General features: G+C 64.0%; 16 protein-coding genes and 1 tRNA gene. 15 read left to right on the top strand and 2 right to left on the bottom strand.

The features are described from left to right. Nucleotide 1 precedes the first annotated feature (1 nt). Both PCA20602_RS13840 and PCA20602_RS13835 read left to right on the top strand, forming a co-directional pair. Nucleotides 2-77: transfer RNA gene (locus PCA20602_RS13840), tRNA-Lys, on the top strand. Between the two features lie 281 nt (nt 78-358). After that, complete coding sequence (locus PCA20602_RS13835; RefSeq protein ID WP_069344366.1) at nt 359-547, top strand: glycine zipper 2TM domain-containing protein; 189 nt, start codon at nt 359-361, stop codon at nt 545-547. A 131-nt stretch (nt 548-678) separates the two neighbouring features. On the opposite strand, the gene PCA20602_RS13830 is transcribed toward PCA20602_RS13835, so the two are convergent. After that, nucleotides 679-1041 carry a hypothetical protein gene (locus PCA20602_RS13830; RefSeq protein ID WP_150721707.1) on the bottom strand — a complete coding sequence of 121 codons (363 nt, stop codon included), beginning with the start codon at nt 1039-1041 and terminating at the stop codon, nt 679-681. Between the two features lie 399 nt (nt 1042-1440). On the opposite strand from PCA20602_RS13830, the gene PCA20602_RS13825 reads away from it, so the two are divergent. The 5 genes from PCA20602_RS13825 (at nt 1441) to pdxY (ending at nt 8393) form a co-directional block, all read left to right on the top strand. Next, entirely contained in the window at nt 1441-1710 is a 270-nt protein-coding gene (locus tag PCA20602_RS13825; RefSeq protein WP_150721706.1) for a MoaD/ThiS family protein, read from the top strand. A 77-nt stretch (nt 1711-1787) separates the two neighbouring features. Continuing rightward, nucleotides 1788-2942 carry a WD40/YVTN/BNR-like repeat-containing protein gene (locus PCA20602_RS13820; protein ID WP_150721705.1) on the top strand — a complete coding sequence of 385 codons (1155 nt, stop codon included), beginning with the start codon at nt 1788-1790 and terminating at the stop codon, nt 2940-2942. Nucleotides 2943-3291: 349 nt separating this feature from the next. Beyond that, entirely contained in the window at nt 3292-4935 is a 1644-nt protein-coding gene (locus PCA20602_RS13815) for a methyl-accepting chemotaxis protein (RefSeq protein ID WP_150721704.1), read from the top strand. A gap of 266 nt (nt 4936-5201) precedes the next feature. Then, a complete protein-coding gene (fusA, locus tag PCA20602_RS13810) occupies nt 5202-7298 on the top strand; it encodes an elongation factor G (RefSeq protein WP_150721703.1) in 2097 nt (698 codons plus the stop codon). A 237-nt stretch (nt 7299-7535) separates the two neighbouring features. Then, nucleotides 7536-8393 (top strand): pyridoxal kinase PdxY, encoded by an 858-nt coding sequence (gene pdxY, locus PCA20602_RS13805; protein WP_217432427.1) that lies wholly within the window; start codon nt 7536-7538, stop codon nt 8391-8393. A gap of 35 nt (nt 8394-8428) precedes the next feature. On the opposite strand, the gene fghA is transcribed toward pdxY, so the two are convergent. After that, a complete protein-coding gene (gene fghA, locus PCA20602_RS13800; protein WP_150721701.1) occupies nt 8429-9283 on the bottom strand; it encodes an S-formylglutathione hydrolase in 855 nt (284 codons plus the stop codon). Between the two features lie 332 nt (nt 9284-9615). On the opposite strand from fghA, the gene PCA20602_RS13795 reads away from it, so the two are divergent. The 8 genes from PCA20602_RS13795 to PCA20602_RS13760 all read left to right on the top strand — a co-directional run bounded on the left by PCA20602_RS13795 (nt 9616) and on the right by PCA20602_RS13760 (nt 16013). Continuing rightward, nucleotides 9616-10497 (top strand): winged helix-turn-helix domain-containing protein, encoded by an 882-nt coding sequence (locus PCA20602_RS13795; RefSeq protein ID WP_150721700.1) that lies wholly within the window; start codon nt 9616-9618, stop codon nt 10495-10497. Between the two features lie 87 nt (nt 10498-10584). Continuing rightward, nucleotides 10585-12195, top strand: a complete 1611-nt coding sequence (locus PCA20602_RS13790; RefSeq protein WP_246182153.1) for a glycoside hydrolase family 18 protein — start codon at nt 10585-10587, stop codon at nt 12193-12195. Nucleotides 12196-12197: 2 nt separating this feature from the next. Continuing rightward, entirely contained in the window at nt 12198-12398 is a 201-nt protein-coding gene (locus tag PCA20602_RS13785) for a hypothetical protein (RefSeq protein WP_150721699.1), read from the top strand. A gap of 524 nt (nt 12399-12922) precedes the next feature. Continuing rightward, entirely contained in the window at nt 12923-13129 is a 207-nt protein-coding gene (locus PCA20602_RS13780; RefSeq protein WP_069344356.1) for a hypothetical protein, read from the top strand. Nucleotides 13130-13219: 90 nt separating this feature from the next. Beyond that, complete coding sequence (locus tag PCA20602_RS13775) at nt 13220-13408, top strand: hypothetical protein (RefSeq protein ID WP_150721698.1); 189 nt, start codon at nt 13220-13222, stop codon at nt 13406-13408. A gap of 443 nt (nt 13409-13851) precedes the next feature. Beyond that, complete coding sequence (locus PCA20602_RS13770; RefSeq protein WP_150721697.1) at nt 13852-14163, top strand: hypothetical protein; 312 nt, start codon at nt 13852-13854, stop codon at nt 14161-14163. Between the two features lie 102 nt (nt 14164-14265). Beyond that, nucleotides 14266-15009, top strand: coding sequence for a GntR family transcriptional regulator (locus PCA20602_RS13765; protein ID WP_150721696.1), 744 nt, complete (start codon nt 14266-14268; stop codon nt 15007-15009). A gap of 56 nt (nt 15010-15065) precedes the next feature. Continuing rightward, nucleotides 15066-16013, top strand: coding sequence for an AEC family transporter (locus tag PCA20602_RS13760; protein WP_150721695.1), 948 nt, complete (start codon nt 15066-15068; stop codon nt 16011-16013). Nucleotides 16014-16055 lie beyond the last annotated feature (42 nt).

Here is a 16055-nt window from a genome sequence, read left to right as displayed (position 1 = left end):
CGGGGCGTTAGCTCAGTTGGTAGAGCAGCGGACTCTTAATCCGTAGGTCGAGTGTTCGAGTCACTCACGCCCCACCAGATGCCTCGCAAGGGCCGCACGATGTGCGGCCCTTGTCGTTTGTGCGCGTGCTTTCTGCGCAGCGCTCGCTTGCACCTGCCATGGCCATCTCGCACGGCTATCCAATGCCGCTGTCTCGCGCCGCCACGCCGAGATCAACGTCTCCTTTGCATGGATACGCTGTCGTCCAATTCCTACAGTCAATTCAGCCGCAACCGATAGTGCACAAGGCAGCCGCGCCCTAAGCTGAACTCATGTCGCTGCGCGGCGCGTAGCTGGCATTTGCTACAGGAGACGCATCATGAAAATGGCGAAGTCGATACTCGTGGTCATCACAGCGCTCGCGATGGGTTCGTCCATCCTCGGGTGCACGCTGGGTGGCGCAGCAGCGGGCGGCGTCATCGGTCACGAAGCCACCGGCGGCAGCACGGCCGGGACCATCGGCGGCGCCGTCGTCGGCGGCGTGATCGGCCACGAACTCGGTAAGTAATCCCGCAGGATTGACGTTGCTACCCGACCTGTCATGTCGACCGGCCGGGTAGTAGTACGTGGTACGTCGCGCGCGGCGCTCCGCGGCATGTGCGCATTCACAACGCGGCTGGCGCAGTGCGATCGATGCCGTCAACGGCCCACCACGTACAGCGGACTATTCGGTGCGTAGCCGTACATGATGAGCACGTCCCCGACCAGCGCATCGCCCGCAGCTCTCGCCTGAGCAACGCTTTCGTAACGCTTCGCTTGCGCGGTGCACGTTGCATAATGGCGCCCTCCGCCCCGGGCCGGGTCATCGTGACGGCCGATGAACGCCGCCTGCCGCACACTCCACACGAAATGCCCCTCGCACTTTGAAATCTCCGGCGGACGCCGCACCGTCGGGTCGACCGTGTGCGACGCCTCGCCATCCCGATGCAAACGCCACTGACGTTTGATCGCCGCGTCCGACCAACGCCCCATTCCGATGTCTTTTCCTTTGAGTCTTGCCATCACTCCCTCCTGGTGTTTGCCTGCGGCACCTCGCGCGCGGGCACTCTGATAATGGTGACCAATAACGGGGGGAATGGGGTTGGGGAGTGTCCGATATGCGATGCCACACCCTACGATCACGCTTCACGCGCCTCGAAACTCGTCGTGCGTCATGCAAAGGACACCAAATAGCGCTCTGCACTCAGCGCACCCACGCAATGTGCGTTCGATTTGCACTGATTTCGGCTGACTTGCGCTATTTCCCGGCATACATAGCGCGGCGCACACACAACAGATCGACAACGATTCCGGGATGCTCGCTATGCAGATGATCCTCATTGTCTACACTGGAAGTCCCATTGACGACGATCTCCGCAGGTCTGACGGACGTTTGCCCGGACGGCGCCTGCCCCGCACGCCATGGCGACTGTGACCTTCGCCCCCGCCATCCAACGTCATGTCACCATCGACGAGCAGCACGTCGATGGCGCTAGCGTGCGTGAAGCGTTGACGCAGTGCGTATCGCGCATGCCCGAGCTGCGCGGTTATCTCTTCAACGATCAGGGATCCCTGCGCCCGCATGTCGCCGTTTTCGTAGACGGACGATTGATTCGCGACCGACGCACGCTGGGCGATGGACTGACAAGTGCCAGCAGCGTCTACGTCGCGCAAGCGCTCTCGGGGGGATGACGTCAGCGATCACCATCGCGAAAGCCACGCCGGCCACGACAACACGGACAGCCCGGCGCCAGCCAAGGAGGAGCAACATGGAACACGTCACCGGTGCGACGTTACTGGTCGCGACGCGCAAGGGGTTGTTCACGTGGCAACGCCATAACGACACATGGCGATTGGCGTCGAGCACGCCGGATTTTCCGGGCGAACCGGTCAGCATGGTGTTGCACGATGCACGCGACGGCACGGATTACGCAGCGCTCAATCTCGGACATTTCGGCGTGAAGCTGTGGTGCCGCGCACGCGAGGCAAACGAATGGACGGAACTCCCGCCGCCCGCCTTTGCGCCGCAAGCGGCGTCGTCTGACGCCCCGACCGACACCACCACTGCCACTGCCGTCACCGCAACCGCCACCACCGACGCGCAAGCACCGTCGGTCGATCTGCTCTGGTCACTCGAAGCCGCCGGCCTCGATGCCCCCGGCGTGCTCTGGGCGGGCACGATCCCCGGCGGCCTGTTCCGCTCGGACGATCATGGCCGTCACTGGCAACTGGTGCAGAGCCTGTGGGATCGCCCGGAACGTGCCGAATGGATGGGGGGCGGCTACGATCACGCGGGCATTCATTCGATCTGCATCGACCCGCACGACAGCCGTCAGGTGATGGTCGCGGTGTCGACCGGCGGGGTCTGGCGAACGCGCGACGGCGGCGATACGTGGGCGCTGGCGGCAACCGGCATGGAAGCCGACTACATGCCGCCCGAACGCCGCCTCGATCCGAACGCGCAAGACGTTCACCGTCTGGTCCAGTGTCGCGACGCGCCGAACGCCCTGTGGGCACAGCATCACAATGGCATCTTCCGCACGCTCGATTACGGCACGTCATGGCGACGTATTCAGGCCGCACCGTCGAGTTTCGGCTTCGCGGTGGCGGTCGACCCGCACGATCCGGACGTCGCCTGGTTCGCACCGGCACAGTGTGACGCCTGCCGCATCCCTGTCGATGCACGGCTGGTCGTCACGCGTACGCGCGACGGCGGCGAGTCGTTCACCGCCCTCTCGCAGGGATTGCCGGACGTGCCCTCCTACGACCTCATCTATCGTCACGGCCTCGACATCGATGCCACCGGCAGTACGCTCGCCATGGGTTCCACCACGGGCGCGCTCTGGATCGGAGAAAACGCCGGCGAGCAGTGGCAAAGCCTGTCGACGCACCTGCCGCCGATCTATGCCGTTCGTTTTGTCTGATACCTCTAAATCGACGTGCGAGCCTTGCCCCTCGGCTCGTACCAACGATTGCGTCGGAATCGACCACCTCGCTCATCTCGTCGTTTACCCCGTTTCGCTGTAGGAAACCTTCAGTTCGGGTATTTCGTGTCGTATACGAAATGAGACGGACTGGCTTCATCGAATCCCCCCGTCACGCGTCGCCGGACATGTCACACTTGCCGAGCCTGGCGCGTGAGCCAACGTTGCGTCGCGCCTCAACCCGGTATCGACGCGTACTACGGCAAACCGGCGACCACTCCTCGAAACGCCATCGGCGACACGCCACCCGTGTTGCCCGGCATCAAATCTCTAAAAGGAGTCATTCTCTATGCGCATCGCCGACCTCAAGATCCGAACCCGTCTGGCCATCGGTTTCGGCACGTTGCTCGTTCTGCTTCTCAGCATGCTGGTCATCGCGTTGGTGCGCTTCGTTGCCATAGAACGCGCCAACGAGGAACTGCTCACCAGCGCGTGGGCCAAGGCCGACGCCGCCCACACCATCGACGCCATGGTGCGCGGCAACGGGCGGCGTCTCCTGGAGTTCTTCACCACCACGAATCCGGCACAGCGCTCGACATACAACGAGCGCATCGACGCGAACCTCGCACGCATGGGCGAAGCGCAGGCCCTGCTCGACAAGTACGTCACGACGGAGAACGGCAAGCGGCTGATCGCCGGCATTCGCGAGCAGAACGAAGCCTTCAAGAAGGCGCGCGCCGCGATCATCGCTGAGCTCGATAACGATCAGCGCGATATCGCACTCGGCATCACGCAGCAGCAAGCGCTACCGGCGCTCGACACGATGCAGACCGAGGCCGCCGAGCTGGTCACGTTCCAGAAGAAGATTCTCGATGAGACGGGGGCCGCCACGAGTGCCGACATCGCCTTTGCGAAGTGGCTGCTCGTCGGGCTGGGTGCGGTTGCAGCCTTCGTCGGCATTCTGGCCGCCTGGTCGGTCACGCGCAGCATCACGCGCCCGCTCGCGCGCGCCGTCGAGGTCGCTGAACGCGTCGCGCAGGGCGATCTCACGAGCCGTATCGACGTGACGAGCCGCGACGAGACGGGTCAGTTGATGGCCGCCCTCAAACACATGAACGAAAGCCTCGACCAGATCGTGCGACGCGTACGCAGCGGCACTGCCGCCATCGCTTCGGCATCGGGCCAGTTGCTCGCGGGCAATACCGACCTTTCCTCGCGAACGGAGGAACAAGCCGCATCGCTCGAAGAAACCGCATCGTCCATGGAACAACTGACGGCGACCGTCAAACAGAATGCGGACAACGCGCGTCAGGCCAGCCAACTTGCGTCGAACGCCTCGGAGATCGCCGGTGAAGGTGGGCGCGTGGTGGAGCGTGCGGTGACGTCGATGCAGGAGATCGCTGCGAGCTCGACCAAGATCAACGACATCATCGGAGTGATCGACGGCATCGCCTTCCAGACGAACATTCTCGCGCTCAACGCCGCCGTGGAAGCCGCGCGTGCAGGCGAACAGGGACGCGGGTTCGCCGTCGTCGCCGGCGAGGTCCGGACACTGGCCCAACGCAGCGCGGCGGCCGCCAAAGAGATCAAGTCGCTCATCGAGACGTCTGTGGGCAAGGTCGAGGACGGCTCCTCGCAAGTGCGCGATGCCGGGCGCACGATGACGGATATCGTGCAGGCCGTGCAGCGCGTGACCGACATCATGGGAGAAATCTCGGCAGCGTCGAGCGAGCAATCGGGTGGCATCGAGCAGGTCAATACCGCCGTCATGCAGATGGATCAGGTCACACAGCAGAATGCCGCGCTCGTCGAGCAGGCCACGGCCGCCGCCGGCTCGCTCGAAGATCAGGCGCGCAACCTGCGCGAGGCCGTGGCGGTCTTCCGGTTGCCCGGCGGCGATGCCATGACGGCCGCAGACGACAACACCGATCTGGCCGCGAACGGCCCGCGCGGGGCCGTGCTGGCGTTCTCGCGTCAACGGCAGGTCGCATAAGGCCCATGAGGCTCATGAAGCACGCGACGACCACGCGCAGCATCGTCTGAGTTCTCGCATGCCCCGACGCCCCGGCCCGTTCGCCGGGGCGTTGTCTTTCGCCTCACGCCTGGCCATCGCACCGCGCGACGCGCTGTCGCACATCGCTGCAAAGCCCCGTCAACGCTGGTCTGGCGGGCGATGGGGCGCTCAGCGCGGCAGTGCGACATTGGAGTATGATGGCTGCTTGCTATGCTTTTTCCCCACCGTCTGAGAAGAGGTGTACTGTGGCCCGAAAGACCCCCATCGAGCGCTACCGAAACATTGGCATCAGCGCTCACATCGACGCCGGCAAGACGACGACGACCGAGCGGATCCTGTTCTACACGGGCGTCAACCACAAGCTGGGTGAAGTCCACGAAGGCGCTGCCACGATGGACTGGATGGAGCAGGAACAGGAGCGCGGCATCACGATCACGTCCGCGGCGACGACCTGCTTCTGGCGCGGCATGGCCGGCAACTTCCCCGAACATCGCATCAACATCATCGACACGCCGGGACACGTCGACTTCACCATCGAAGTCGAACGCTCGATGCGCGTGCTCGATGGCGCGTGCATGGTCTACGACTCGGTCGGCGGCGTGCAGCCGCAATCGGAAACCGTCTGGCGTCAGGCCAACAAATACAAGGTGCCGCGCATCGCGTTCGTCAACAAGATGGACCGCGTGGGCGCTGATTTCTTCCGCGTGCACAAGCAGATTCACGAGCGTCTGCGCGGCAATGCCGTGCCGATCCAGATTCCCATCGGCGCCGAGGATAACTTCCAGGGCGTGGTCGATCTGGTGAAGATGAAGGGCATCGTCTGGGACGAAGAGTCGAAGGGCGTGAAGTTCGATTACGTCGATATTCCCGAAAACCTCAAGGACACGGCGCAGGAATGGCACGAGAAGATGATCGAAGCCGCTGCCGAAGCCAGTGAGGCATTGCTCGAGAAGTATCTTGGCGGCGACACGCTGACCGAAGACGAGATCAAGGAAGGCCTGCGCAAGCGCACGGTCGCCGGTGAAATCGTGCCGATGCTGTGTGGCACGGCGTTCAAGAACAAGGGCGTGCAGGCCATGCTCGACGCCGTCATCGAGTACCTGCCCTCGCCGGTCGATGTGCCCGCGATTGCCGGTCACGACGAAGACGACAAGGAAATTGAGCGCCACCCGTCGGACGACGAACCGTTCTCCGCCCTTGCCTTCAAGATCATGACCGACCCGTTCGTCGGTCAGCTCATCTTCTTCCGCGTGTACTCCGGCGTGATCGAGTCCGGCGGCACGGTGCTGAACCCGCTCAAAGGCAAGAAGGAGCGCCTAGGACGCGTCTTGCAGATGCATGCGAACACGCGTCAGGAACTCAAGGAAGTACGCGCCGGCGATATCGCGGCCGCCGTGGGGCTGAAGGAAGCGACGACGGGCGACACGCTGTGCGACCCGAACCACGTCATCATCCTGGAAAAGATGGAGTTCCCGGAGCCGGTGATCTCGCAGGCGGTGGAGCCAAAGACCAAAGGCGACCAGGAAAAGATGGGCCTCGCGCTCAACCGTCTGGCGCAGGAAGATCCGTCGTTCCGTGTGCAGACCGACGAGGAATCGGGCCAGACGATCATCTCCGGCATGGGCGAGCTGCACCTCGAAATTCTCGTCGACCGCATGCGCCGTGAGTTCGGCGTGGAGGCGACCGTCGGCAAGCCGCAGGTTGCGTATCGCGAGACCGTGCGCAAGAAAGTCGAGGACGTTCAGGGCAAGTTCGTCAAGCAATCGGGCGGACGCGGCCAGTACGGCGACGTCGTCATCACGCTCGAACCGGACAAGGAAAAGCCGTACGAGTTCGTCGACGCCATCAAGGGCGGCGTGGTGCCTCGCGAGTACATCCCGGCAGTGGACAAGGGGATTCGCGAGACGCTCAACAACGGCGTGGTCGCGGGCTATCCGGTCGTCAACGTGAAGGTCACGCTGACGTTCGGCTCGTACCACGACGTCGACTCGAACGAAAACGCGTTCCGCATGGCCGGCTCGATGGCCTTCAAGGAAGCGATGCGCAAGGCCGAGCCGGTACTGCTCGAACCGATGATGGCCGTGGAAGTCGAAACGCCCGAAGAGTTCATGGGCAACGTGATGGGCGACCTCTCGGGACGTCGCGGCATCATGCAGGGCATGGACGACATCGTGGGCGGCGGCAAGATCGTTCGCGCCGAGGTGCCGCTCTCGGAGATGTTCGGCTACTCGACCTCGCTGCGTTCGCTCACGCAAGGCCGTGCAACGTACACGATGGAGTTCAAGCAGTACGCCGAGGCACCGAAGAACGTGGCCGACGCCATCGTCACGTCGAAGAAGTGACAACGTTGCGTCGCCTTCGTAGTCGAAGTCGGAGCGACGTCACGTTGGAGTAAAGCGCCGATGTGCAGGAATGGCGGCGCAACATGCGCCGTCGCCTGCGTCACCCGCGACCAACGCCCGCAGCGCCAGCGCCTTTGTCTCAGGATCGGGGGCGTATCGCTAGCGGGCGTTGTTTTTTGCGAGTCCCTGACAGTCCCGAGAAGTCCCCCTCGTCTTCCCTCCCCCCGCAACATCATGATGAAAAACGTCCTCAGCATTCAGTCCCACGTCGTCTTCGGCCACGCCGGCAACAGCGCCGCCGACTTTCCGATGCGACGCCTCGGTGTCAACGTGTGGCCGATCAACACTGTCCAGTTCTCGAACCACACGCAGTACGGCAAATGGACGGGCCAGGCCCTGCCGAGCGAGGAAATCCTGCGATTGGTCGACGGCATCGCGGACATCGGTGAACTGGGTAATTGCGACGCTGTCCTCTCCGGGTATCTGGGCGCCCCCGAGCAGGCGAGCTTCGTGCGTGCGGCGGTGCAACGCGTCAAACAGGCCAATCCCGCCGCGATCTATCTTTGCGACCCTGTGATGGGGCATCCGGAAAAGGGATGTCAGGTCAAACCGGGGATCGAGCAGGATCTCGTCGAGCACATGCCCGGCATCGCCGACATCATGACGCCGAATCATCTCGAACTGGAAAAGCTCTCGCAGCATCCGATCGATACGTTCGACGATGCCGTTGCCGCCTGCCGCGCCCTGCTCTCGCGCGGGCCGAAGATGGTGCTCGTCAAACATCTGGAGTACGCAGGCAAGCCGCAAGACCGCTTCGATATGCTCGTCGTGACGAACGACGAAGCATGGCACGGCTCGCGCCCGCTCTATCCGTTCTCGCGTCACCCGGTCGGTGTGGGCGATCTGACTTCAGGCGTGTTTCTCGCGCGGCTGCTCAAGGGCGATACGGTTCGCGCGGCGTTCGAGCATACGCTCGCCGCTGTCGATGCGGTGCTGTCCGTCACGCATCTGGCGGGGCGCTACGAGTTGGAAATCGTCCGCGCGCAGGACGAGATCGTCACGCCGCCGCGCCGTTACGAAGCACGGGCGGTGTGACGTCGTCAGTCGGAAGACGGTGAGCGGGTGGCGGATCAGTAAGCGCGCAGATGCTCGGCGTGATGCGACAGATGGTCCGCCATGAAGGTCTGGATAAAGTAGTAGCCGTGGTCGTAGCCGTCCTGACGACGCAGATTGAGCGGCTGCCCCGCCTCGCGGCAGGCGCGCTCGAAGATGTCCGGATGCAGTTGCGCTGCAAGGAACTGATCGTTTAGCCCCTGATCGATCAGGATGCCGCCCGGGAACACGGCTTTGCCCGCCTTTGCGATCAGCTCACTCGCGTCGTACTGACGCCACGACTCGCGATCTGCGCCCAGATATCCGGTGAACGCTTTCTCGCCCCATGGGCAATGCATCGGCGCGGCAATCGGCGCAAACGCCGAGACCGACCGGAACTTGTCGGGGTTGCGTAACGCGAGCGTCAAGGCGCCATGGCCACCCATCGAATGCCCGAAGATGCCGATGCGCTCGGCATCGACCGGCAACGACTGCGTCACGAGGCCATACAACTCCTCGACGATGTAGCTGTACATGCGGTAGTGCGTCGACCACGGCGCCTGGGTCGCGTCGAGGTAAAACCCTGCCCCTACGCCGAAGTCCCACGCATCGGTCTCGCCCGGCACACCGGCACCTCGCGGGCTCGTGTCGGGCGTGATCAGCGCCACACCGTGCTCGGCGGCAAGCCATTGCGCGCCGCCCTTGATCATGAACGTCTCTTCGGTACACGTGAGACCCGCGAGATAGAACAGTGCGGGGACAGCGCGGCCGTCGCGCGCCTGTGGCGGGATGAAGACCGAAAAACGCATCGGCAGGCCGATGGTCGACGACGTGTGACGATAGAAACGCTGCGTGCCGCCGAAACAGCGATGTTCGGAAAGGAGTTCGAGCATGACGGGATCCGGGAGTGTACGGGGCGTCGGCCATGGCATCCGGCGGTGACGCGGTCTCTCATGCGTCGAGCCCGACCGGCCGCCTGTGGCGACATATGGCTGCTATCTTACCTTGCGGGCGCGATGCGTGACATCGCCTAGGCACTCGACGAGAACAGCGTAGCTGTCGACACGCGCCATGGCCGACGCATCGTCTGCCATGCCTCCGGCACCCGCCCCGCATCCGTCGGGCTATGGCGTGCTGTGATGGGCTTGCGCTCGCTTGATGCCTTGTGACAGGCGAATACGCGTCGCTACGGTTGGCGTCCCTTACTCGTTACCAGGAGCGCCCCATGCCGAAGTCGCCTTTCGATCTCGACGATGTGACCAATCTCGTCCACCACAACGGCATTGCCGCACGTCTGTCGGAGCAGGAAAAGCGTTTGTTGGTGCTGCTCGCCGGGCGTGCGGGCACGGCGTTCGAGAAGCATGCGTTGATGCAAGCGCTGTGGGGACGGCGTGCCCAATGGATGGAAGACGCCGCGCTCGTGCAACTCGTCTCGCGTCTGCGGCGCTCGCTTGCCCCGCTCGGTCTGCAACGCGCCATCGTCACCGTCGCCCGCGTCGGGTATCGCTTCGAGATGCCGTCGCCCTCGCCCGCTACGCCCACCGCCGAGCCCACCACCGAGCCGTCGATAGCGGACCGCGGTAGCGAACGTCCTCATGCCGTGACCGACGCGTTATGTATTGACGATTCGACGGGCGCCACGTCGCTTGCGTTGCCGCTTCAGCATGGCGTCGCCCGCGACGGGCACGGCGAGGTGCGACGCCACGGCGTCATCGTGAAGATTCCGCAGATTGAGTACCGCCTGCTGTGTGCACTGCGTTCCCCCGTCGATGTCGTCCATGACAAACGTACGCTCATCGCGATGCTCTGGCCGGCGCGTCCCGATCAGGACGACACGAACCTGATGCAGGTCGTCTCCCGCCTTCGACGCAAACTCATTCCGCTCGGGCTGCACCGGCACATCGTCACGGTGCCACGCGTCGGTTATCGGTTCGCGTCTGGCGATACCGCGCTTACGCCCACCCCGGATCCGACAGACGTGTCGGCGCAAACGCCAGGCGCATCGCAACGCGCCGGCACGGGGATGTCGGCGACGTGGCATCGCGCTCGCCTCGCACTTCACGCACTGCGCGCGCTGACACGTCGTTTGCGCTGGCGCGACCGCTGAGCGAACGCGACGCTGGTTACGCCGATGCCGCAGCGGCCAGCGCCGCCCGGCGACGGCACCTGTCCATAGACTCTCAGGAGCCACAGCATGTCCGATACCATGCGTAACATCCCGACGCCCCGCATGCCTCAACAAACATCACAGACCACCGCGACTGCCCCGCAGGCCGCAACGGCCACCGCGCAAAGCGAACTCGTCTACCCGACGGACCCGCAAGACGGCGCAACCGAAACGACCTACGCGCAGAACGGCTTCGATCCCGCAACCAGCACGACGCAACTGTCGTACACCTCGGCGCGGGTCGCCCGACGTGTCTATAACCGCTACGCAAAGAACGCATTCGAGGTCTCCGGTTACTACACCGACTGGTCGCAATACGACGGACGTCTCGACGGCGACTTCAGCAACGAGGCCGCCGGACGCGGCGTCGATCTGATGCTGCTCGACCCCTTCGCCTACGACCGATTGATCGTGGGCTTCGCGGGCATCGTCGGCGATCAGGGTGAGAAAGCACAAACGATTGCACGCGCGGCGACCGACTTCGTACGCAAGCCGGATCAGGCCACCTTCGTCGATAGTTGGGGCGACGTGCTCGCCTATCGCAACTGCGGCTTTCCGGGATGGGTCAGCAACGATGTCATTCCGATGTTCCAGCAGTCACGCGCGCAGGGAGTGCTCGGCGGATTGCGTCTGTTGCACGCGAAGAATCCGGCGCTCAAACTCGCCCTCGCCATCGGTGGCTGGACCATGAGTCAGGCGTTTCACGGCATGGCCGGCACCAGCGCGCGACGCAAGACGTTCTGTGCGAGCGTCGTCGACTTGCTCAAGCGCTTCCCGATGTTTACCGAAATCGATCTCGACTGGGAGTATCCCGGCTCGCCCGGCAACGACGGCAACGTGTATGACGATACGGACGGTCCGAACTACGCAGCGCTCGTTAGCGATCTGAAAAAAGCCCTCGTGGCCGCAGGACGCAAAGACGTGGAGATCTCGGTCGCCGCATCAGCCGACGTGGCCGACATGCGTCACGCGAATCTGCCGGGATTGATCGCTGCCGGCGTGTCGCGCATCAACCTGATGACGTATGACTTCTTCGGCACGCCGTGGGCGCCGACGCTCGCCCATCAAACCAATCTGCACGACACGAACCCGGCCGACGCCGGTGGCTTCTCCATCGACCGTGCCGTGAACTGGTTGCGGCAGGCCGGCGTGCCGCTCGCCAAGGTGCATATCGGCTACGCAGCCTACTCGCGTAACGCGCTTCAGGCGCAAATCGCACAGGTCAGCGCCCTGTCGGGCACCTATTCGCCGGGCGACGACATCACCGCCGGTACGTTCGAATCGGGCACGACGGAGTACTACGACGTGCTGCGCAATTACCTCGATCTGGAGGACGGCACGGCGCGTAATGGCTTCACGCTCTACACCGATCCGGTCGCCGACGCGGACTTTCTGTACCAACCGTCCAGCGGTCTGTTCATGTCGCTTGACACGCCACGCACGGTGCGGGCCAAGGGGGATTACGTCAAACGCAACGGCCTCGGCGGTCTCTTCACATGGACCATCGACCAGGACAACGGGGTGCTGGCGAACGCCGCGCACGAAGGCCTCGGGCAGAAGGCGACGGTGTCGCACATCGACATGACGCCGTTCTACTTCAGCGGGAAGACGTCGCTCGACGAGTCGACGGGAGAATGATCATGCGCTTTCTCCTGTCGCGACTGCTGGAACCGTCGACGTGGGCCGGCCTGACAGGGCTTTCGGTGTCGCTCGGCATGTCGCCGGACGTCATGCACGAACTCGCGCAGGCAGGGGCGGCAATCGCATCGCTCGCGGCGATGGCGCTTCCGGAGAATGCCGCGCGCGGTCGGCAAAACCACGACATTTCCGGGCAACCGTAAGTCCGTTCTGGGACGTAGCAAGCGTAGAAAACGTGGACAACGTCGACAGCCCTGCCTGCCGCTGTGCCCGCTAAGCACGGGCCGTGAGCGCATCGATATAGCGTTCACGGCCCATGTCAGGAAAAAATCGTCACGATTTCTAAACTTTTCGCTGCACGCGTCGCTATACGGTAGAGGACACGTCACGCCTTGCTGCGCTGCGTCGCGCGGCCAGGTTTTGGGAAACCCCGGAAAGATGTCACATTCGCCCGCTATGATGCCGGCGATGCCAATGGTAGTGACACCCCGAGGCCCCGGCACGCGCCTGTCAGGCAGTTGTGGCAGCGACGTCCCTCAGCAGTGCATGAAAGACGCGTCGCGAAACGCCCGTCGGCACGGCCCTTGTAAAGGGCTGACCCGAACGAGCACGACGACGCACGATGGCGATCACAACGATCCTGTCGGGCCATCATGGCCATAGCGGTTGATAACGACCGATAACGATCAATAACGACCAGATTCACCAGGGATTCACCGGGGGCCTTATGAAGCTGATCCTGCTGGCGCTAGCCGCCTCGCTATTTACGCTCGTCATGATGGTGCAGGCGCGCAGCGAGGCGAGTGACGTCGCCGTCTCCAAATCGCAAGCGCAACCGACCGGCATCAACATCAGCGAACGCGTACGTACGCGCAAAGACATGGCGATGTGGAACGCACGCCGCAAGATGCACGCGGTCCGTCAGGAGGACTGAAAGGCAGCAACATGCTGCGTCGCACCAAATTTGGGCATCCTCGAACAGCGTCCTATAGTGGAAAGGCACATAGGAGAGGAGATAAGAACGATGCCCGCATTCCACTTCAATCTCTACGACCTGACCTTGTTCCTGCCGATGGCAGTGGCCGGGGCGCTACTCGTTGGCGGCATCCCGGTCGCCACCCGCACCACGCGCTATAGCTTGCGCGCGGCCGGCGCGGTGGTCGGTGCGCTCGTCGCGTTCCTGGTCGTGGAGGCGCTCCCGGTGCTCGTATAGCCGGCGTCGCACTTCAGAAAGACCCACGTCGAACGAGGAAGGTCGACAGCGTGCCTAGCACGCAGTGAGCGGCTTTTTCTCGCGACTTTCGATGCCTGCGCCGCGTGTGAACCTAGTGCGCGGCAGAGGATGCGTATTCCCTTCGAATCCTTTCGGCGGTCATGATGATGTCATCGCCGCGGCCTACGCTGATCTACGGCAACTTCGGTTGCGCTGTCACCCTCTCTGTTGCGCCGCCGACCCGCTCGGCGGCTTTTTTTGTGGCGTTGCCGAGCGACACACCCTCTGGATTCTGCCGCTATCGCGCCGTCTCGCGCGTTGTCCCGTTTTGTTCTGCCATGCGGCGCGCCATCGCCTACAATCACCGGAAGTGCAACGCCGTGTGCGTGCTCCCGCCGCAACATCAGCAGGGATCGCGCCGTGCCGACAGAGGAGGTTTCCGCATGTCCGACGCGTTCTCCCGCGCCTTTGCCGTCGTCGTCAACCAGTATCGTTCGCCGCGCCAGTACACGGTCTCCGTCGAACGCGCCGGCGAAATGATCGCCAAGAACGTTGGCTTGTTTTCGGACGGGTTCGCCGCCGAACCGCACCTGATCGTGGGGCTGTTCGAAACCGAAGCCGAAGCCTGGGCGCTCGCGCGGCGCCTCCAGCGCATGCGCACCACCATGCAGGCACTTTTGCAGACGCCTGCGCGTACGGCCTCTCCGACTTCTCCCACCTCATCAGCACCTGTCTGGCCGCCGGAGCTGGATTAACCCCGCCCTGCGCTATTACGAAAAAATCGCGCCGTCGTCCGTCGTTACGCGTAGAATTCGGAATTCCAGATATCACAGATCCCCGGCGAAGGCCGGAATGACATGCCGTCTCCCGCCGATTCCGACGCCCAGCGCAACTCGCTGGGCGCACAGCCCTCGCTTGCGCCGCTGGCCAGTTCGCCGGTCCTCATCGATCAGGTCTACTCGCGCCTGCGCGACGCCATCGCCGACCTCACGCTCCCCCCGGGCGAACGCATCCGGCAGGCGGAACTGGCGGACTCGCTCGGCGTGTCGCGTCAACCCGTCAGCCATGCGTTGCAGTTGCTCAAGCGCGACGGCCTGGTCTGCGACAGCGGACGTCAGGGACTCGAAGTCGCGCCGATCGACCCGGATCACTTGCGTCAGCTCTATCAGGTGCGCACTGCACTCGACGGACTGGCCGCCCGACTCGCCGCGCATCGCGTGGTCGACGGCACGCTGCCTGCGCCCGACTTGCGCCGCTTGCAGGACGCTGTCGCGGCGGGCATGACGATGACACGGGGTACGCCGGTGGCGCGTCAGGTGCGTGTCGAAGTCGCGTTCCACACGGCACTGCACGATGCGTCGGGCAATCCGCTGATCGCGCAGACGGTGGCGCCGCAATGGCCGCACATCATGCGCGCGATGGCAGCGACGCTCGACGCGCTGCCGATGCAGGAAGTCGTCTGGCACGAGCATGGCGAAATCGTGGCGCGCATTGCGGCAGGCGACGCCGATGGCGCGGAATCCGCGGCCCGCGAACACACCGAGGCGGACGGCGGGAACGCGCGTCGTGAATGGCTCGCCCGCCTGACACCCTCGAACTGAATCGACCGACTGGACCTGATGCCGTCGAACTGGTGGCATCGCACCGACCCGCCATCATGCAAGCCGTCATCTCCGCCGCCTTTCCTGTTTTCGGCCTGATCTTCCTGGGCTACCTCTGCGCACGTCGCGCCTGGCTCGGCGCCACCGCGCTCGACGCGCTCAATCGCTTCGTCGTCTACCTCGCGCTGCCCGCCGTGCTGTTCCAGTCGATGGCGCAAATCACCTGGGCGGAACTCTTCAATCCCGGGTTCCTGGGCGCTTTCGGCGGCGGGATGGCGGCCACGTTCGCGCTGTCGTTCCTGCTCGACCGCACAGCCCGGGGCCGGCTGACCGACGCGAGCATCGAAGGCATGGGCGCGGCCTATCCGAACGCCGGGTTCATGGGTTTCCCGTTGTGTCTCGTCGCGTTCGGCCCGGCGAGCGTGCCGGCCGTGGTCGTCGCCATGCTGCTTACCGCGACGGTGCTCTTCGCGATCTCGATCGCGATCATCGAGACAGATCTGCAAGCGACACCCGACTGGCGTCGGACCGCCGGCTTCGTGATACGGGCGCTGATCCGCAATCCGCTGGTCGTCTCGCCGTTCGCCGGTATGGCGTTCGCGGCTGCCGGCGTCGCACTGCCCGCCCCGGTGCTGCACTTCACTACGCTGCTCGGCGGTGCCGCCAGCCCATGCGCGCTGGTCGCAATCGGCATGTTTCTCGCGCAAAGTACGGGCGCTGCGAAGGAGCCGCGCATCGCTCACGCGGTGGGGCGTCTCGTGGGGCTGAAGCTGGTGTTCCAGCCGGCGATCACCGCGTTTCTGGCATTCCGCGTGTTCGACCTGCCAGCGATCTGGGCGCATAGCGCACTACTGCTCTCGGCGCTGCCCATCGGCACCGGACCGTTCATGCTTGCGCAACTGTATGGACGTGAAGCCGCCGTCGCATCACGCGCGATTCTGATTTCGACGGTGCTTTCGGTGGTGACGGTATCGTTGCTGATCGGCTGGTTCAGCCTTCGGTGATCGGCGAATCGCCATCGCGTTCGGGGACGGGCGAGCGTCAGG

The sequence above is a fragment of the Pandoraea capi genome, from assembly GCF_902459735.1.
Lineage (GTDB): Bacteria > Pseudomonadota > Gammaproteobacteria > Burkholderiales > Burkholderiaceae > Pandoraea > Pandoraea capi.
This window is presented reverse-complemented; position numbering and strand designations above follow the sequence as displayed.